17 protein-coding genes are annotated in these 18,320 nt (G+C 32.7%); 6 read left to right on the top strand and 11 right to left on the bottom strand.

Annotated elements, in window-relative coordinates; all coding sequences use genetic code 11:
• From pncB to ychF, 8 genes are all read right to left on the bottom strand, one after another.
• Nucleotides 1–1,176 (bottom strand): nicotinate phosphoribosyltransferase, encoded by a 1,176-nt coding sequence (gene pncB / locus CHB81_RS13085; RefSeq protein ID WP_089352312.1) that lies wholly within the window; start codon nt 1,174–1,176, stop codon nt 1–3.
• Nucleotides 1,177–1,266: 90 nt separating this feature from the next.
• Nucleotides 1,267–2,250 carry a transglutaminase domain-containing protein gene (locus CHB81_RS13080; protein WP_089352311.1) on the bottom strand — a complete coding sequence of 328 codons (984 nt, stop codon included), beginning with the start codon at nt 2,248–2,250 and terminating at the stop codon, nt 1,267–1,269.
• A gap of 41 nt (nt 2,251–2,291) precedes the next feature.
• Nucleotides 2,292–3,269: a transglutaminase domain-containing protein gene (locus CHB81_RS13075; protein WP_089352310.1), complete on the bottom strand. Its 978-nt coding sequence runs from the start codon at nt 3,267–3,269 to the stop codon at nt 2,292–2,294.
• Between the two features lie 3 nt (nt 3,270–3,272).
• The gene (locus CHB81_RS13070) at nt 3,273–3,797 is read right to left on the bottom strand and encodes an NADPH-dependent FMN reductase (RefSeq protein ID WP_089352309.1); all 525 of its coding nucleotides are present in this window, start codon (nt 3,795–3,797) and stop codon (nt 3,273–3,275) included.
• 105 nt (nt 3,798–3,902) lie between these two features.
• Nucleotides 3,903–4,817 carry a YihY/virulence factor BrkB family protein gene (locus tag CHB81_RS13065; protein ID WP_089352451.1) on the bottom strand — a complete coding sequence of 305 codons (915 nt, stop codon included), beginning with the start codon at nt 4,815–4,817 and terminating at the stop codon, nt 3,903–3,905.
• A gap of 108 nt (nt 4,818–4,925) precedes the next feature.
• Nucleotides 4,926–5,600 carry a hypothetical protein gene (locus CHB81_RS13060; protein ID WP_141130398.1) on the bottom strand — a complete coding sequence of 225 codons (675 nt, stop codon included), beginning with the start codon at nt 5,598–5,600 and terminating at the stop codon, nt 4,926–4,928.
• Between the two features lie 8 nt (nt 5,601–5,608).
• Nucleotides 5,609–6,286: a TIGR02117 family protein gene (locus tag CHB81_RS13055; protein WP_089352307.1), complete on the bottom strand. Its 678-nt coding sequence runs from the start codon at nt 6,284–6,286 to the stop codon at nt 5,609–5,611.
• Nucleotides 6,287–6,847: 561 nt separating this feature from the next.
• Entirely contained in the window at nt 6,848–7,942 is a 1,095-nt protein-coding gene (gene ychF / locus CHB81_RS13050; RefSeq protein ID WP_089352306.1) for a redox-regulated ATPase YchF, read from the bottom strand.
• A gap of 329 nt (nt 7,943–8,271) precedes the next feature.
• Here ychF and CHB81_RS13045 point away from each other — a divergent pair, with 329 nt between their 5' ends.
• Both CHB81_RS13045 and CHB81_RS13040 read left to right on the top strand, forming a co-directional pair.
• Nucleotides 8,272–11,109, top strand: a complete 2,838-nt coding sequence (locus CHB81_RS13045; RefSeq protein WP_089352305.1) for a TonB-dependent receptor — start codon at nt 8,272–8,274, stop codon at nt 11,107–11,109.
• Nucleotides 11,110–11,188: 79 nt separating this feature from the next.
• Nucleotides 11,189–11,935, top strand: a complete 747-nt coding sequence (locus tag CHB81_RS13040; protein ID WP_089352304.1) for a class I SAM-dependent methyltransferase — start codon at nt 11,189–11,191, stop codon at nt 11,933–11,935.
• A 50-nt stretch (nt 11,936–11,985) separates the two neighbouring features.
• Here the strand turns inward: CHB81_RS13040 and CHB81_RS13035 are convergent, their stop codons facing one another.
• Both CHB81_RS13035 and CHB81_RS13030 read right to left on the bottom strand, forming a co-directional pair.
• Nucleotides 11,986–13,149: a hypothetical protein gene (locus CHB81_RS13035; RefSeq protein WP_089352303.1), complete on the bottom strand. Its 1,164-nt coding sequence runs from the start codon at nt 13,147–13,149 to the stop codon at nt 11,986–11,988.
• Nucleotides 13,150–13,330: 181 nt separating this feature from the next.
• Entirely contained in the window at nt 13,331–13,681 is a 351-nt protein-coding gene (locus CHB81_RS13030; RefSeq protein WP_089352302.1) for a 4Fe-4S dicluster domain-containing protein, read from the bottom strand.
• Nucleotides 13,682–13,816: 135 nt separating this feature from the next.
• Between CHB81_RS13030 and CHB81_RS13025 the strand changes: the two genes are divergently transcribed.
• The 4 genes from CHB81_RS13025 (at nt 13,817) to CHB81_RS13010 (ending at nt 17,918) form a co-directional block, all read left to right on the top strand.
• Complete coding sequence (locus CHB81_RS13025; RefSeq protein ID WP_089352301.1) at nt 13,817–14,890, top strand: acyl-CoA reductase; 1,074 nt, start codon at nt 13,817–13,819, stop codon at nt 14,888–14,890.
• A 93-nt stretch (nt 14,891–14,983) separates the two neighbouring features.
• Nucleotides 14,984–16,054, top strand: coding sequence for a 3-phosphoserine/phosphohydroxythreonine transaminase (serC, locus tag CHB81_RS13020; RefSeq protein ID WP_089352300.1), 1,071 nt, complete (start codon nt 14,984–14,986; stop codon nt 16,052–16,054).
• Between the two features lie 247 nt (nt 16,055–16,301).
• Nucleotides 16,302–17,252: a D-2-hydroxyacid dehydrogenase gene (locus CHB81_RS13015; RefSeq protein WP_089352299.1), complete on the top strand. Its 951-nt coding sequence runs from the start codon at nt 16,302–16,304 to the stop codon at nt 17,250–17,252.
• A gap of 102 nt (nt 17,253–17,354) precedes the next feature.
• A complete protein-coding gene (locus CHB81_RS13010) occupies nt 17,355–17,918 on the top strand; it encodes a hypothetical protein (protein ID WP_089352298.1) in 564 nt (187 codons plus the stop codon).
• 109 nt (nt 17,919–18,027) lie between these two features.
• Here the strand turns inward: CHB81_RS13010 and CHB81_RS13005 are convergent.
• A partial coding sequence (locus CHB81_RS13005) for an IS3 family transposase (RefSeq protein ID WP_141130397.1) occupies nt 18,028–18,320 on the bottom strand: 293 nt, incomplete at its 5' end.

The following is an 18,320-nucleotide window of genomic DNA, read 5'->3' as shown; positions in this document are numbered from 1 at the left end:
CTATTTGATTCCCAGTACTTCTTTCGCCAAATCAATCATTTCAGGCGTTCCAGTATTTTTATTTTTCTCATCAGAAAGTTTTACAACTCCCTCCCAATGTCTGTTTTCCATTTTAACTTCTGTCAATTTTATAACCATATTCATAGATGGCAGACCTACATCATTGGTGAAATTGGTTCCAATTCCGAATGACATTTTGATTTTATCTTTACAGAAATCAGTTATGTTTTTTACCTTATCATAATTTAGAGAATCCGAGAAAACAATTACTTTCGATTGCGGATCAATTCCCATTTTAGCATAATGCGAAATTACTTTTTGTGCAAACTCAATTGGATCTCCGCTATCATGACGTACTCCATCAAAAAGTTTGGAGTATTTTTTATCAAACTGACTGAAGAAAATTTCACTAGTATAAGTATCTGTCAAGGCAATACCCAGATCTCCACCATAAACTTGTGTCCAATGTTCAAGGCTCATAAAATTAGCCATTTTAAACCCGTACTGCGCCGCATGAAACATAAACCATTCATGTGCATGTGTTCCTAAAGGCCGCATGTTATTAACCATCGCAAAGTGTACATTACTGGTTCCTATAAAACTTTGAGAACCAAAAGTTCGCAACGTATCGTTTATCAAAACATGTACATCATAAGAATGACGGCGTCTTGTACCAAATTCCAAAATCGAAACTCCTAGTTTATTATAATTATCAATTTTGTTTTTAGTAAGCTCTTTTACCGCTTCATCATTTAAACGGATTAAGTGATTGGATTTATAAAAAAGTTCCGAAATTAATGCCATCAAAGGTACTTCCCATAAAATCGTACGATACCAATACCCTTCAACAGTAACTTTTATATCGGATCCTTCCTGACTAATTTGAACTTCTGAAGGATCATAGATATATCCTTGCAAAAAATCAAAATAAGTGGGATCCAAATAAGGACAATGATGTGATAAGTACAGCTTTTCCTCTTTTGTTAATCGCAAGTCTGCCATAGCATCGACTGATTTTCGAAGTAAATCTCCAAAACCCGGCGGAAAACTATGCTTTCCTCTATTTATAAAACCATAACGAACTCTTGCCTTTGGAAAAAGTTTTATTACAGTATGCTGCATCGTAAATTTATAGAAATCATTATCTAATATTGATTTCAGGAAAGTTGTTTCCATAATCTGGCTACTATATTAATTTTCAAAACCCTAATTGCTAAGATACGCCAATTCGATAAAAGAAGAAAACTCTTTAAACAAACATTATGGCTACATTAATTTTGGAACTATTTTAAAAGCTGCAAGAGCTTGATTAGAGAGAAAAAAAGTTATAAATCGACCATATTTTCTGTTATAAGTAACCTGAAATTCTAATGCTCCATTTTTTTCTTTTGGATTTTCAATCTTGACATGCTCATCTTTTTTATTCAAATAATAAAGATCCTCGAGTCTTGAAATATTTTTAATTTGAAAGGTTATTTTATCACCATCATTTGCATGAACAACTCCTGAGTATGGAGCTGAAATTTCACAGGAATTATCTACAAATTCATTATAGATAAGTGGTCCGTTTAAAAAGGCGTCTTTATTTCCTGTGTTACCTGCATACATTGACGACTCCGGAAAATGTTTCATGTAGAAATATTCAGGAGCCATATCAAAATAAATGGGCGTAAATTTCTTTACGCTAACCTGACGCTTTTCATCAAAATATCCTTGCCCCCATGTCGCATCAACTAATATCCATTTTCCATCAATCTGAACCGTATTCCAGGCATGATTTGATCCTAATCTTTTTCTGCCAATATCATTCAGTATTATTTTAGAATCTCCGGTTACAACCTGACATTTTAATCCGCACAATGTCGCCAAATGCTGGTACAACAAAGAAAATCCCTCGCATACTGCTTTTTTAGATCTAAATGCTTTCTGGGTGGTACTTACATGCGCCAATTGAATTTGTTTAGCATTCTCCGATTCATTCTTAGAATCAAAAGTTTTAGGTTTTGGAGGATCTAAATAAGTCTTTAAATCATAATCCAAATTCAATGCAATCCAACTATAAATTGCTCTTGCTTTATCTTGTTCTGATATGAAATCTTTTTGAATTCTTTCTGCTAATTTTTCTGTACTGCCAAAACTTGGGTACTTCAAAACAATACTATCTATGGCACTATATTTTTGAGAATAAGACGAATTTAAAAAAACAATATTCAAAAAAAGGAAGACAAAGGCGATTTTTCTTATTGCCATAATAGGTAATTAGGTTTAGGAGAGGTTAAAATTTAGTGAATTTATTTTGGAACTATTTTAAAGGAAGCTATACTGTTTTGATATAGAAAAAAAGTAATATACGAACCGATTCTTTTATCATAAGTAACCTGAAATTCTAACGCTCCTCTTACTTCTTTAGGATTTTCGATTTTAGCAGCCTGTCCTTTTTTCAAATAAAAAAGTGTGTCGGTTTTTGAAATATTTTTAATTTTAAAAGTGATTTTATCACCATCATTTGCTTCAATTATTCCTGAATTTGGTGATAAAATTTCATTATCGCCTTCAATAGTTACATCAAAAATCAAAGGTCCATTTAGAAAGTCATCTTTGTTTAGTTTTTCATTTAGATAAACTCCCGAATCAGGAAAATGTTTCGCAAAAAAGTATTTGGGATCAGTATCAAAATAAACAGAATTAAAATAATTTACCATTGTTCTTTTGTTACTGTCATAATATCCTTGTCCCCAGGTTGCATCGACCAAAATCCATTTTCTATCAATTTGTACGGTATTCCAGGCATGATTTGATTGTGAATTTTGACGGCCAATATCACTTAATAATCGTTTGGAATCACCCCGGATAACTTCGGATTTTAAACCAACCAAAGTAGCTAAACGCTGATATAAAAGTGTAAAACCTTCGCAAACTGCTTTTTGAGAATCAAATGCTTTTTGCCAGGTTTTGTCCTTTAATGCTTCTATCTGTTTTTGCTTTTCAGCTTCAGTTCTATAGCTAAATCTTATTGATTTTGGAGGATTGAGATATGATTTATAATCGTACTTTATATTTAAAGCAATCCAGCTGTAAATCGCTCTTGCTTTATCATGTTCAGACGTGAAATCTTTTTGAATTCTTTCTGCCAGACTTTCTGTAGAACTAAAATGTTTGGGATATTTCAATACAATCTTATCAATCGCATCATATTTTTGAGAATACGACGAATACGGAAAAATAAGACTCAGGAAAAGAAATATAAAGGCAATCTTTTTTATTGTCATGGTTTAAAAACTAGACTTAATAATGTCTTTTAATTCTTTATCTAACTCTGCATTTGAAATTTTATTTTCTACTAGGTCAAAATTTGCATTAAAAGTTGGTAATGAGTAAGTCGCTTTTATTTGCGCTCCGTATCTTGGTAAAGCATTATTAGCGATTTCCAAAACCGAAGCTCCTCCTCTTGGACCTGGCGAAGTTGCTAATAATAACATTGTTTTTTGCTGAAAAACTTCTTTCATAATTCTGGAACACCAATCAAAAAGATTTTTGAAAGCTGCGGAGTAATTCCCATTGTTTTCTGCCAAAGAAACAACCAAAAGATCAGCACTTTCAATCTTTTTCAGAAATGCTTTTGCAAGTTCATGCTGGCCAATTTCTTTTTCTAAATCAACACTAAATAATGGCATTGCAAAATCGTTCAAATCTAAAACTTCAACTTCTGCGTTTTCAAATAAACTTGCTGCATAAGTTGCAAAATGTTTATTGATCGAATGCTGACTGTTACTTCCTCCAAAGGCTACAATTTTCATATTTATTTTATTTTATGTTAATTGATTTTTTTGCCACTGATTGCACTGATTTAAAAGATTTTTCTAAAAAAATAAATTCTAATCTGTGTAAATTTGTGGCATATTTCATTTTGGGATTTCAAAAATCTTCTTTTTTATTTCAACAGAATAATCATTTGGCGCAATTTGCCCTCCAAACGACTTGGCATAAACCTTAGTAAACTCAGCTCCAAAATATAAAATTATAGCTGAATAATATACCCAAACTAAAATAATAATTACAGATCCCGCCGCTCCGTAAACACTAGCAATAGTTGAATTCCCTAAATAAAATCCTATTGCAAATTTACCAATCATAAAAAGAACTGCCGTACAAACGGCGCCAATAAAAGCATCTTTCCATTTTATGATTCCGTCTGGTAAAGTTCGGAATATAATTGCGAAAAGCAATGTGATACTTCCTAAAACAATCACTAAATTTATAACATAAAATAAATATATGGTACTATCTGCCAGATAAATCTTTAACCTGGAATTTAAGACATCTAAAGTTGCATTTAGCATTAAACTGACCAGCATCAAAAATCCAACAGAAACTATCATGGAGAAGGACATGATTCGGTTTTGAATGAATTTTTTCAGCCCTTTATTCGGTTTCGCACGCAATCCCCAAATAAAATTAATAGAGCTCTGAATTTCTGCAAAAACTCCTGAAGCACCTATTAATAACATCACAACTCCAAAAACGGTTACAAAAACATTACTATCAGATAATTGCACATTTTTAATTGCATCCTGAATCTGGATTGCAGCGTCGTTACCAACTAAACGATTTATTTGTCCGTAGAGTTCACCTGTTACAGCTTCTTCTCCAAAAAAGAAACCGCAAATCGTAATGATTATAATCAATAATGGCGGTAATGCAAATATGGTATAGTAGGATAATGCAGCGCTTAGTTTAATAGCGTTGTCATCATTGAATTCTAAAAAAGTCGTTTTGAGTAAATACCAGATTTTTGATAAAATATTTTGCTTATCCACAAGATTAAATTTTTGAGATTCTCTCAAAATTATGAAATTTCCGAAAATTTTGAATTGTTGCTTTTTTCGTAAATATTACATTTTTACCATGTGGTTTTGAGTTTCTTTTTATTTTGAAACCTTGTCATATTCCTCATCCGTCCCGAAATTTTTGAATTTAAGCATTCTTTTGAATTCATTTCGTGTTGGCTTAATCAAATAGGACATTGAATCTAATTTTTCACCTTTAATACTTGTTACGGAATCCAACTTTTTTAGATCACCAGGCAAATAAATTTCTTTTATCCTGAGTTTATTATTTTTTAAACTTAAAAAATTTATTCTCCAGAAAATAGAATCTTTCATACTCATTATTAACTGACCATCAATCCGTTTTAGTTTATGATAATATGATAGCCTAAAAAATGTATCTATAGAAACTGTCGTAAATTCGATTGAATCTCCAATTTTATGCAAACTAGACTTTTCATTTGTATCTTTATTTGTTACCTCATTTCCAACAATTTTATATTGTTGCTTAATAGAATCAAATTCGGTTTTATGAATTTTATATTTCCAGAAATACTTATATATCATTCTATCTTCTTCAATTCTTAAAAAAGTAGAATCTTTATCGATGTAAACACCTCTAAATCTAATTGGAAAATGATCCATTTCGCTATCATTGTTTGGTTGTGGACTTTCGAAATAAAAGATAAAACAATCTGGACACGGACGCATTCTTATTTTTTTACAGGAAGTTAAAACGACAAGTAAAACGAGAATTAATACTATCTTTTTCATGGCTATTTTTACTGATAATGACAGAAAATCCCTTTATCATAAATCGTCCACAAACTTGCTTTTTGATTGGCAGCTTTTAATGCGCAGTTCGCCCAGGTATTACAGGTATAAAATAAACTATAACTTCCTTTGGCCTCATAAAAAGCATCTTTCTTTCCGTAGCTATAACCTTGAATCCATTCCGGGCTTGTGGGGTTATTGAAGCTTTCTGAAATATAAGTTACTAACTTTTTATAATCTTCTTTTGAAATCAGAATACGTTTGCAGTTTTCGCCTTCTCTTAATTGTTTAAAAAATGTGGTGTGCATTGCCGAAGAGCTTACTCCAAAAATCGCTTTTAAGGCTGTGCTTGCTTTTAGGTCTGACCATTCTGGCGTGTGCAAATAAAATCCTTTATCGCCCCAGCCAAAAGCTACAAACTGCATTACACTATCTTTTGATTGGGTCTGACTGAATTGGATTTCGTTTCGCCAATCTTTAATTTCAGTTGTAATTGGAACTACAATGTCAGTGTGAACTCCATTGGAAAGGATGTAAATAGGAATTGCGTCTTTTTCATCAACTTTTGCGATATCTGAATTAACGGTGATTTTAGAAATCAAATAAACAGAGATTACATATAAAACAAGAAAAGTAATGATTCCGAGGATAGTCCAGCCCAGAAATTTGAAGGTCTTTTTTAGCATTTGGTTGGTTGTTATTAGGTTTATAAAATGGTCTTTTTTGTTGTAACCAATTTTTGAGCCAAAAAATTAAAAATGTTAAAATTTTATTTTCCTTATTTTACTTAACCCCCCTAAAGTCTTGATTCTACAACTACCCCAGATTAGAATGGAAAGCATTTTTTATGAATTTATATTTTTTTCGGCGATAAAAAAGCGACTGAAAGAAGCTCTTTTTATGCCAGACAAAAAAATATATTCAGGAAAAATCTTGAAGTGTAAAGCTGGAAACAGGTTCTAAAAAAATGGCACACAGATGATGCGGGTTTGAACAGATTTATACGGATTTCTTTTTACTTTGACTTTTTGTTTCTCGCAGATTCTTCAGATTTATTTTGAAAACAAATTGTCATCCTGAGCGAAGTCGAAGGCTCACTAAACTTTGACGGGCTTCTCCCGAAGTTTCGGGACGCTCAGCCTGACAATCGCTATCTTTCGAGCATAAAAAAACTGCTGAATTTCTCCAGCAGTTTAGTCTTGTTTCTAAAATCTTGATTCTATAATCTTGACTCTATTCTCCAGAACTTAAACGTTGAAACGGAAGTGCATTACATCTCCATCTTTTACAACATATTCTTTTCCTTCGACTTTGAATTTTCCTGCTTCTTTTGCTTTTGCTTCTGAACCGTATTGAACGTAATCTTCGTATGAAATAACTTCTGCACGAATGAATCCTTTTTCAAAATCAGTATGGATAACTCCAGCCGCTTGTGGCGCTGTTGAACCAATGTTGATTGTCCAGGCACGAACTTCTTTTACACCTGCGGTAAAGTAAGTTTGTTGTTTTAATAATTTGTAAGCTGCACGAATTAAAACTGATGCTCCCGGCTCTGTTAATCCCATATCTTCAAGAAAAACCTGACGCTCTTCGTAGCTTTCTAATTCTGTAATATCAGCCTCTGCTCCTACTGAAAGGATAATCACTTCAGCATCTTCATCTTTTACTAATTCACGAACCTGATCTACATATTTATTTCCGTTTACTGCAGAATTCTCATCAACATTACAAACGTATAAAACTGGTTTTGCAGTAATTAATTGGAAAGATTCCATTAAAACTTCTTCGTCATTACCTTGAGGAGTAATAGTACGAGCCGATTTAGCTTGTAATAATGCTTCTCTGATTCGGTCCAAAAGTCCTTTTTCAGTCTGTGCTTCTTTATTTCCGGTTTTAGCAGCACGATTTACTTTTTCCAAACGTTTTTCAACTGTTTCTAAATCTTTTAGCTGTAACTCGATATCAATCGTTTCTTTGTCACGAATTGGGTTTACATTTCCGTCAACGTGAACGATGTTATCATTATCAAAACAACGTAAAACGTGAATAATAGCATTACATTCTCTAATGTTTCCTAAAAATTGGTTTCCAAGACCTTCACCTTTACTTGCTCCTTTTACCAAACCTGCGATATCAACAATATCAACTGTTGCCATTTGTACGCGCTCTGGTTTTACCAATTCTTCTAATTTGTTGATTCTTGGATCCGGAACGTTTACAACACCAATATTAGGTTCGATTGTACAAAACGGAAAGTTCGCACTTTGCGCTTTTGCATTAGATAAACAATTAAATAATGTTGATTTTCCAACATTTGGTAATCCTACAATTCCTGCTTTCATCTGTTGTTTCTATTTATTTTTTATTAGATCCTGATTCTCTCAGGTCTTTATCATTAATGCTTTTACCTTAATATATAGATCGTTACTTTAATGATGTATAATTTATGGCTTGCTTTTTTGTTTCTGCCAAAATGATGTTTTTTGGCTTTAAAATTTTGCAAATATAAGATTTAATAGCTCGTAAGTGAAGTAAAAATGACGATTATTATATTTCGATACCTTTTCTTAAAAAAAATTAAACTTATTACTAATATTTTGTTAAATAACATTACTTTTATCGACATATTTAACAAACCACTATTGAATTTTTAACCAAAACAACTTTAACCATGAAAAAAATTGCAATTTTATTATTTCTATTTAACACTTTGGTCATTTTTGCGCAACAGCAAATTTCGGGTGTAGTAAAAGACAAGACGGGAACTCCACTGCCTGGTGTAAACATTCTTGAAAAGGGTACTAATAATGGTGTTTCTACCGATATTGACGGATCGTATAAAATCACTGTTAAAGATGGTGCTTCATTAATTTTTACTTATATGGGATACAACAGCGTAACCAGGCTGGCAAATTCTCCACAAATTGATGTTGCCTTATCTGAAGAAGGAGGGCAAAATCTTGATGAAGTAGTCGTTACAGGTTCCAGAGCGGCCGTTAGAAGTAATACTACGAGTGCATTACCAATTGATATATTGTCTTCCAAGGATTTAACTTCTACAGGTCAGGCCACGTTTGATAAGGCTCTACAATACAAAATCCCATCCTTTAATACGGTACAAACTCCTGTAAATGATGCTACTTCATTACTAGATCCATATGAAATTAGAAACATGGGACCAAGCAGAACTTTAATTCTTATTAATGGTAAACGTAAAAACTTAAGTTCTTTACTTTATGTACAAACTTCTCCTGGACGTGGAGAAACGGGTGCAGATATTTCTGCTATTCCAACAGACGCGATCGAGAGAGTTGAGATTCTTCGTGACGGTGCTTCTGCTCAATATGGTTCTGACGCGATTGCGGGAGTAATGAACATCATTTTAAAGAAAAACAACCATGACGGATCTTTAACTGTAAGAAGCGGAATTACTTCTGAAGGTGATGGAGAAATGCTTGGCGCAAGTTTAAATAGTGGTACAACTGTTGGCGAAAAAGGCTTTTTGAATTATACGATAGACTTTTCTAAAGTAAAATTAGCGAACAGAGCAGGAACAGTCGATGGTGGAACTAGTCATTTAGGGCCTGATAATGAACCGCTGGAAGGTGGAGAATATGCAGATTTTGTATATGTTGATCCAGAAAACCCAGCCAATTGGACAAATGGTGCTACTCCTACATCGATTAGAGCGGATAATGTCGCAGGAATAGCGGTCATAAATGATTATTTAAAAAGACATCCTGATGCCAGAAACGTTAATGGTTCGCCTGAAACAGCTGCTGCAAAATTCTTAATTAATGGTGGAAACGAAATTAGTGATAACACCAGTTTGTATTATAATGCTGCTTATGTGTATAAAAAAGTAAATTCGTTTGCTAACTTTAGAACACCATATTGGAGACCTTTATCTTCTGATCCTTATTTGAATGATTTCTTTGGAAATGGTGATCCGGCAAATCCATCTTATGATGGTTACGGACCAACTTTTGAAGGAGATTTAACAGATTATAATGGTACATTAGGTTTTAAAACGGTTAAAAACGGTTGGAATACTGATGCCAGTTTAACAGTTGGTGGAAACAAACAAGTTTACACTGTAAACAATTCGGTAAACAGATCAGATATTACTACAACAACGATTAACCCTGATACAGGTCTTCCTGAGACTTCTTTTGTTTATAGAGAAAATAGTCCAATTTCGTTTAAACCAGGAGGAACTTCTTTTAACCACATTGTTGGAAATATTGATGTGTCTAAAATTGTATCAGACCAAATTAGTATAGGTTTTGGTACAGAGTTCAGATCTGAATATTTTGCAGTTATTGAAGGAGATAAGGCTTCATGGGACGGAACCGGTGCTGACTCTTTTGCAGGAAACAGACCTGAAAATTCAGGAAAATGGAACAGATATAATGTAGGTGTTTATCTGGATGTTGCTTTTGATATTACAAAAGACTTTTTAATAAACGGAACAGTTCGTCATGAAGAATATAGTGATTTTGGCGGAGCGACAGTTTGGAAAGCAAGCACAAGATATAAATTTCTGGATGATAAAATTACTTTAAGAGGATCTGTTTCAACAGGTTTCAGAGCGCCAACTTTACATCAAATTTATACCCAAAAATCTCAATATTCATTTGTAGCTGGAGAAGGAATTCAAATTAGCGGAATCATTAATAATGTTTCCCCTCAGGCTCGTCAATTAGGAATTCCACCGTTAGATCCTGAAAAATCAACTAACGTAACGGTTGGTGTTGGTGCAAAACCTTTTAAAAACTTTAATATAACTGTTGATTATTATAATATTAAAGTAGAAGACAGAATCGTTTTAGGAGACAGACAAGATACCGAATTTGGAGATGTGGCTTGGTTTTCTAATTCATTCGATTCAAGAACTGCTGGTTTAGATATTGTCGCAGGTTATAATAATGTTGGTATTGGTGCAGGTAAGTTAGGATTTAATGTTTCTGGAAATATTACTTTAGAAAATAAAAGAATTTCTCCGGTAACAAACAATTCATTCGGAGATATCTTAAACTCTTTGACTTTTACTTCAAGACCTGATACAAAATGGATTTTTGGAATTAACTATGAAATTGGTAAATTCTTATTTTCTTTAAATAATACTTATTTCGGAAAAACTACTTTTAATCAAGACGGTTTAGCAACAAATGATCCTAATGCACCAGTTACATCACCGGAGTTTTTAGCAGCTAACTTAAAAACAGAATTCATTCCTAAAATTGTTACTGACTTAGGTGTTAATTTTAATGCTACTGAAAAACTAACCATTGCATTAAATGTAAACAACTTATTTAATGTTTTACCTCAGTGGAAATTCGTGGCAGAAAATGAGGCAGGAGCTGCATTACTAGCTGATCCGGCTCAAACCAGACAACAATCTAACTTACTTACATTTAACCAACGTTACTCAAGAATGACTTATGATGGATTCCATTTCAGTCAATTAGGAACTATGTTTAACTTATCTGTAAACTATAAATTCTAATTCAAATTGTTTAAATAATATAAAAGGGTTGTCTTTATGATGACCCTTTTTTATACTTTTATATTAAAATTTTCAAGTTATGGCAAATTTATATGATGGTAAAATGGCCGCAATTTACGATGCGATGTACCAGACTTTTGTTGATTATGATGAAGAATATGCATTCTATAACAATCTAATTCAGGAAAACAAAGCTTCTGGCATTCTGGAAATTGGAAGCGGAACCGGAAATCTTGCGCAAAGATTTCATCAAAACAATCAAAATTATCAAGGTTTGGATTATAGCGATGATATGATTACAATAGCCAGACAAAAAAATAAAGATTGCTCTTTTACTAAGGGTGATATGCGCGATTTTAAACTTAACAAGTTATTCGATGCTATTTTAATTACCGGAAGATCTACAAGTTATCTCATTACTAATGATGACATGAACAGAACTTTTAGTTCTGTTCGTAAAAATTTAAACGATAATGGCGTTATTATTTTTGATTTTATAGATGCAAATAGATTTATTCCGTTCACAAAAGAAAATCCGGTTATTATGCATGAAGCCAAATATGAGAGCATAAATTATATCAGAGAAAGTCATTGGGATACAAACAATTCCCTTGAAAATTTCATGCTGGAATGGACGGCAAAATATTACACTTTTGTAAATGGAAAAAAAGAAATAATAGAAAATGATTTTTCGACCGTTCGGGTTTTTACTCTTAATGAAATTGAGCTTTTTTTATATCTAAATAATTTTGAAATACTTAAAATAATTGACCGAAAAACCTATGCTTATGATACTTATGTTATTGTGGCAAAAAAAATATCATAAAAAAAAATCCGGAACGTAAGTTCTGGATTTTTTTACCTAATAACTAAAAACTACATCTTAAAATCCAGCGAGCTTATGATTGCTTTTTCTTCTTCGGTTGCTGTAAACCCTGAGATATCCCAATAATTGGTTAGAATTTTATTCTTTTTATTAAACAATGATTTTTCTTTAAAAACATCGCTTTCACTATAAGTATAATTTTGTCTATTGAAATTTGTCGTCACAAAATTATTACGAACCTGAATGTTTTTGACTTTATCTTTCAAAATCAAATCATAGGCAATTTCCTCATTAGAACTCAGTAAATAATAATCTAAGCCTTCTGCTCTATAACTAACTTTTACAAATGACCTTGTAATATGTTTAGAACCAATACTTGGTTTCTCTTCCGGCTCCGGAATATTTCCGGGGGCAATAGAAATCGTAAATTCAATAATGAGTTTTTTTTCCGGATCGTAGGTAATTTCAAAACTATCAATAGCCTTTTTAGATTTATTCAAAGGCGTAACCGTCATCACATAATAGTCTTTATTTTTGGGATGTCCTTTAGTTATAAAATCATAATCTTTTCTAGTTTTTGAATCCAGTAAAGGATCGAAGTATTTAAAATTTGAATAATTTTCCATTATATTATTCAAATTATAGCCTTTTAAATCGGCACTTACATCCGTTTCTAATAAACCATAAGATCTATTTTGCTCTACCAACAAAGTTGTGTTTATCTTTTTTTGACGTGCTACAAATTGAAAATTTACCAAACCATCATTATAGTAAGAGTATTTATTGTCAAGCATAAAAAACTCTCTCACATAAACTTTAAGTCTGTAAGAAGCGGCTAATTTCTGTTTTGAATTAGCAACAAGTTTACTGAGCGATCTAACTGGTTTTTCTTTCGAAACAACAATTTCATCTAATTTATTATTGTTACTTTTAAGATAAACAACAAACATGTCTGGTTTTAAAGATCCCCAGCGAAGTGTCACTTTTTCGTAATCGGTCTCCGAAACCTGAATATTAGACCCGCCGGTCAACATAAAAGTTACTTTTCCGTCTTTATTACTTATTAATGTTTGTTTCGTTTTCAAAATAAACACAGCAGCATTTTCTATAGGCAATTGTGTTTCAATATCTTTTACAATAATTGAATACTCAATCTTCTGAGCAAAAACACCGATATTAAAGAACAAAACAAATAAAAGTATTAGTCTCTTCATAAACAATTATTAAATTTCTCAACTAAAAACACTTCCAGTATTAAAAAATTATCATCAAATTAACTAAAATAAAACATTAAATACCAGTATTATATAAAAAAAATATATTAAAAAAGTGACAAAAAAAAATCCTGAGCATTAAAACTCAGGATTTTTTCAAATCTATTCGAGATAAATAAAATTATTCGTTGTGTAAAAACGCTTGTCTATTCAACAAGGTTTCTTCGTCTTCTACATGATTATCATCTGGCACGCAACAATCTACAGGACATACGGCTGCACATTGTGGTTCATCATGAAAACCTTTACATTCTGTACATTTTCCGGGAACGATATAATATACTTCGTCAGAAATTGGAGTTTGAGCATCATCAGCATCAACCTCAGTTCCGTCAGGTAAAATTATTTTCCCTGAAAGTCTTGTTCCGTCTTTATATCTCCAATCGTCAGCTCCTTCATAAATTGCTGTATTAGGGCACTCTGGTTCACAAGCCCCACAGTTTATGCATTCGTCAGTTATAATTATTGCCATTTTGTTCTTGGTTACGAGTTAAAAGTTACAAGTTGAGAAATAATAATACTAAGATTTTATTCTGCTTTGTCTTATAACTTAATATAGCTTATTTTTGTGCAAAATTACAATCAAAACTCTTCATAAACAAACATTATGACATTAGAAACAAAAAAAAGTATTTTTGTTGAATTAGGAAAATTTCTAAAACAATTTTCTGAAAAGGATACAATCAAAAAATCGGATGTCTTACATAACGATTTATTTTTTGATGATTTCGAAAAGCTGATACATTTATCGCAATCTCATAATGGCTGGTATACCCCTGAACAAGTGTATTTTGCAATAAAATCATGGGCAGACGCTTTAACTAATGAAAACATTGACAAATGGCTTTCGCAATATTCATCAGAGTTTTCTCAGGAGGACAAAACGGGGAAAACAGTCGCTTTAATATTAGCCGGAAATATTCCGTTGGTAGGTTTTCACGATTTTCTTTCGGTTTTAATTACCGGAAACAAAGCTTTGATAAAAACTTCCTCCAACGATCAGCATTTATTACCGTTTTTGGCCAAGTACTTAATTGCTGTTGATGAAAGCTTAAAAGATAAAGTCACTTTCGTGGAAGGCAAACTGGAAAACTTCGATACCGTAATTGCTACAGGAAGTAATAATACTGCCCGATATTTTGAATATTACTTTAAGGATAAACCATCAATTATTCGAAAAAACAGAAATTCGGCTGCCGTTTTAAACGGAAAAGAAACGCATGAAGAATTAGAAGCTTTGGGCGAAGATATTTTTAGATATTTTGGTTTAGGATGTCGCAATGTTTCTAAACTTTTTGTTCCAAAAGGTTATTCTTTTGATACTTTTTTTCAGGCAATTTTTAAATATCAGGACGTTATTCACTACGAGAAATACGCTAACAATTATGACTATAATAAAGCGGTTTTTTTAATGAGTAATTTCAAATTATTAGACAATGGCTTCTTGACTTTAAAAGAAGATTCGAGCTATGCCTCGCCTATTTCGAGTGTTTTTTATGAATTTTATGAAAATATCGAAGATTTGCAAACGCGTCTTGAAGTTGACGCTGAACAAATTCAGTGTATCGTGAGCAATGATTTAATCAAAAACAGCATCTCTTTCGGGCAAACACAAAATCCTCATTTGTGGGATTATGCAGATAACGTAGATACTATAACGTTTTTGTTAACAACAAAGTAAAAATATGTTTAATTATTTCGAATAATTTATCGGTTTTTCAGCTCCTATTGCCGAAATTTGCATCTTTAAAATTTCCGACTATTAACAAAAACCATGAAAAAACACAACTACAGCGCAGGACCAAGTATCTTACCTCAAGAAGTTTTTGAGAAGGCATCAAAAGCAATTTTAGATTTTAATGATTCAGGACTTTCTATTCTGGAAATTTCGCACCGAAGCAAAGATTTCGTTGCAGTTATGGAAGAAGCTCGTTCCCTTGCTTTAGAATTATTAGGGCTTCAGGGAAAAGGATATCAAGCCTTATTTTTACAAGGTGGTGCAAGCACGGCATTCTTGATGGCTCCTTACAACTTGATGAAAGAAAACGGAAAAGCGGCTTATTTAGATTCAGGAACCTGGGCAACTGCTGCTATAAAAGAAGCTAAGCTTTTTGGAGAAACTGTTATCGTAGGTTCTTCAAAAGAAGAAAATTACAACCATATTCCAAAAGGATACGAAATACCAAGTGACGCAGATTATTTTCACTGTACAAGTAACAATACTATTTTTGGAACTCAAATGAAAGAATTCCCGGCAACTAACATTCCAGTAGTTTGCGATATGAGTTCTGATATCTTTTCCCGCGATTTAGATTTCTCTAAATTTGATTTAATCTATGCCGGAGCTCAAAAAAATATGGGTCCTGCAGGAACTACTTTGGTAGTTATCAAAGAAGAAATCCTGGAGAAAAACGGAAGAACAATTCCAAGTATGTTAGACTATGCAAAACACATTAAAGGAGAAAGTATGTATAATACTCCACCTGTTTTTGCGGTTTACGTTTCGTTATTAACATTACAATGGATTAAAAGTAAAGGCGGAGTTGCTGCTATTGAAAAATTAAACGACGCAAAAGCAGATTTACTTTATACTGAAATCGACAGAAACCCATTATTTAAAGGTGCTGCAGCGGTTGAAGATCGTTCTAAGATGAATGTTACTTTCTTATTAAACAACGCTGATCATACGGCTACGTTTGATGCTTTATGGAAAGAAGCTGGAATTTCAGGATTGCCAGGACACCGTTCTGTTGGTGGTTACAGAGCTTCTATTTACAATGCTATGCCTATCGAAAGTGTTCAGGTATTGGTTGATGTAATGAAAGCTTTGGAGTCTAAAGTTTAATCGCTTCTTTCGGTAAATCGTTAATCTGGTTAACTGTTTAATCGAAAATTTGTATTGAATACTGAAACCCTAGCCCTGATAGAAGTGGAAATCTTTTTGTGTCCGCCGCGGCGGATAAAAAAGATTGGAACGTCCCGAGGCTTCGGGAGCGGGATTAGCTCCAAAACAAAAAAAAGAAAAAATATAATAATTGGTTCTTCGGTTAAACAATTAAACGATTAATCAATAAAAAAACACATAAACTAAAATGAAAGTATTAGCGAATGATGGAATTTCTAAAAGTGGAATTCTTGCTTTAGAAAAAGGTGGATTTGAAGTTATAACTACAAAAGTAGCTCAGGAACAAGTTGCTAATTTTGTGAATGAAAATAATATAGACGTTGTTTTAGTGCGTAGTGCAACTAAAGTTCGTAAAGATATTATCGATGCCTGCCCGGGATTAAAAATTATTGGTCGTGGTGGTGTTGGTATGGACAATATCGATGTTGATTATGCAAAAAGCAAAGGAATTCATGTAATTAATACGCCTGCTTCATCATCAGAATCTGTTGCTGAATTGGTATTTGGACACTTATTTTCTGGTGTTCGTTTCTTGCATGATTCTAACAGAAATATGCCTCTTGAAGGGGATTCAAACTTTGATGGTTTGAAAAAAGCTTACGCAAACGGAACTGAATTAAGAGGTAAAACTTTAGGTATTGTTGGTATTGGTCGTATCGGACAAGCTACAGCAAAAATGGCTCTTGGTTTAGGTATGAAAGTTATCGCTGCAGATATGTTTATTCCGACTGTAGATGTTAAAGTTGAGTTTTTTGATGGTCAGTCTATCACAACTACAATTGTTTCTCAATCATTAGAGTCTTTATTTAAAGAAGCTGATTTCATTACATTGCACGTTCCTGCTCAGGATGGTTACGTAATTGGAGAGAAAGAATTGGCAATCATGAAAGATGGCGTTGGAATCGTAAACTGTGCTCGTGGTGGTGTTATTGACGAAGTAGCTTTAGTAAAAGCATTAGATTCTGGAAAAGTTGCTTTTGCAGGTTTAGACGTTTTTGAAAGCGAACCAAAACCAGAAATGGCAATCTTAATGCATACTAAAATCTCTTTGACTCCGCACATTGGAGCTGCAACTGGAGAGGCTCAAGACAGAATTGGAACAGAATTAGCTTCACAAATTATTACTTTGTTAAGCTAAGTAATAAAAAAATAGATTAACTTTAGAGGGATTTACTATTTATTTGTAGTAAATCCCTTTCTTTTTGCATAAATTTGACGTCTAATTTAAACTCTAAAAATCATGTTTGAACAATTAACGCAATTAGTACAACAATACGGAGGAGATGCCGTAATAAATAATTCTGCTATTCCAAATGAGCACAATGAAGCTGTAATTACCGAAACAAGTTCTTCAATTTTTGCAGGATTGCAAAAAATTGCTTCAGAAGGCGGCGGCGAACAACTTGCCAGCTTATTTAGCGGAACATCTGCAATAGACAGTTCAAATCCTGTTGTACAGCAATTAACACAACAAGTGACAGGAAATCTTGGTGAAAAATTTGGATTAAGCAGTGCAGCTTCTTCTGGCGTGGCGGCAAGCATGATTCCGCAGATTTTAAGCTCGTTAGTAAATAAAGCTAAAGATCCTAATGACAGTAGTTTTAATATATCTGATATTATTGGTGCTATTTCCGGAAACAGCGGACAAGCTTCAGGAATTATGGATACGATTTCTAAATACGGAATGCAGTTTGGATTAGATCAAAATGCTGACGGAAAAGTAGATGTAGCAGATGTTCTTGTTGTTACCAAAAGTAAAGGTGGAATTGCAGGATTTATTGGAAAATTATTTGGAAGTAAATAAAAAGGTTCTGAGTTGCTAAGTCGCTTAGGTTCTAAGTCTTTTTAGCATCTTAAAAAATATTAAAGGCTGTTTGCTTAGACTGCACCCAAAAGTTTAGACAAATTTATAATTAAGTTTGATAATAATGAGCTCGATATTTTATCGGGCTCATTTTGTTTAAATTTGATTTAATTCTTTCGTTATTGTAATATATTATATACTTATTAATTTCTTTTTTTAATTGTTCTATTGATTTAAATTTTTGGGTATAAAACATTTCAGATTTTAATATTCCAAAGAAGTTTTCAATAATTGCATTATCTAGGCAGTTTCCTTTTCTTGACATGCTTTGTTTGATTCCTTTTTGTTTTAATAAAAGTTGGTAATGATTCATTTGGTATTGCCAGCCTTGGTCTGAATGAA

It is taken from the genome of Flavobacterium sp. ov086 (genome assembly GCF_900187965.1).
Taxonomy (GTDB): Bacteria; Bacteroidota; Bacteroidia; order Flavobacteriales; family Flavobacteriaceae; genus Flavobacterium.
The sequence above is the reverse complement of the archived record's forward strand: the minus strand, read 5'-3'. Positions and strand labels throughout refer to the sequence as shown.

Bases quoted from the DNA above. Each gene is read 5' to 3' on its own strand.
- CHB81_RS13030 (WP_089352302.1), bottom strand. From the start codon at position 13,681: ATGGCAATAATTATAACTGACGAATGCATAAACTGTGGGGCTTGTGAA.
- CHB81_RS13010 (WP_089352298.1), top strand. From the start codon at position 17,355: ATGTTTGAACAATTAACGCAATTAGTACAACAATACGGAGGAGATGCC.
- CHB81_RS13075 (WP_089352310.1), bottom strand. From the start codon at position 3,269: ATGACAATAAAAAAGATTGCCTTTATATTTCTTTTCCTGAGTCTTATT.
- CHB81_RS13080 (WP_089352311.1), bottom strand. From the start codon at position 2,250: ATGGCAATAAGAAAAATCGCCTTTGTCTTCCTTTTTTTGAATATTGTT.
- serC (WP_089352300.1), top strand. From the start codon at position 14,984: ATGAAAAAACACAACTACAGCGCAGGACCAAGTATCTTACCTCAAGAA.
- CHB81_RS13015 (WP_089352299.1), top strand. From the start codon at position 16,302: ATGAAAGTATTAGCGAATGATGGAATTTCTAAAAGTGGAATTCTTGCT.
- CHB81_RS13035 (WP_089352303.1), bottom strand. From the start codon at position 13,149: ATGAAGAGACTAATACTTTTATTTGTTTTGTTCTTTAATATCGGTGTT.
- pncB (WP_089352312.1), bottom strand. From the start codon at position 1,176: ATGGAAACAACTTTCCTGAAATCAATATTAGATAATGATTTCTATAAA.
- CHB81_RS13025 (WP_089352301.1), top strand. From the start codon at position 13,817: ATGACATTAGAAACAAAAAAAAGTATTTTTGTTGAATTAGGAAAATTT.
- CHB81_RS13070 (WP_089352309.1), bottom strand. From the start codon at position 3,797: ATGAAAATTGTAGCCTTTGGAGGAAGTAACAGTCAGCATTCGATCAAT.
- CHB81_RS13040 (WP_089352304.1), top strand. From the start codon at position 11,189: ATGGCAAATTTATATGATGGTAAAATGGCCGCAATTTACGATGCGATG.
- ychF (WP_089352306.1), bottom strand. From the start codon at position 7,942: ATGAAAGCAGGAATTGTAGGATTACCAAATGTTGGAAAATCAACATTA.
- CHB81_RS13045 (WP_089352305.1), top strand. From the start codon at position 8,272: ATGAAAAAAATTGCAATTTTATTATTTCTATTTAACACTTTGGTCATT.
- CHB81_RS13055 (WP_089352307.1), bottom strand. From the start codon at position 6,286: ATGCTAAAAAAGACCTTCAAATTTCTGGGCTGGACTATCCTCGGAATC.
- CHB81_RS13060 (WP_141130398.1), bottom strand. From the start codon at position 5,600: ATGAAAAAGATAGTATTAATTCTCGTTTTACTTGTCGTTTTAACTTCC.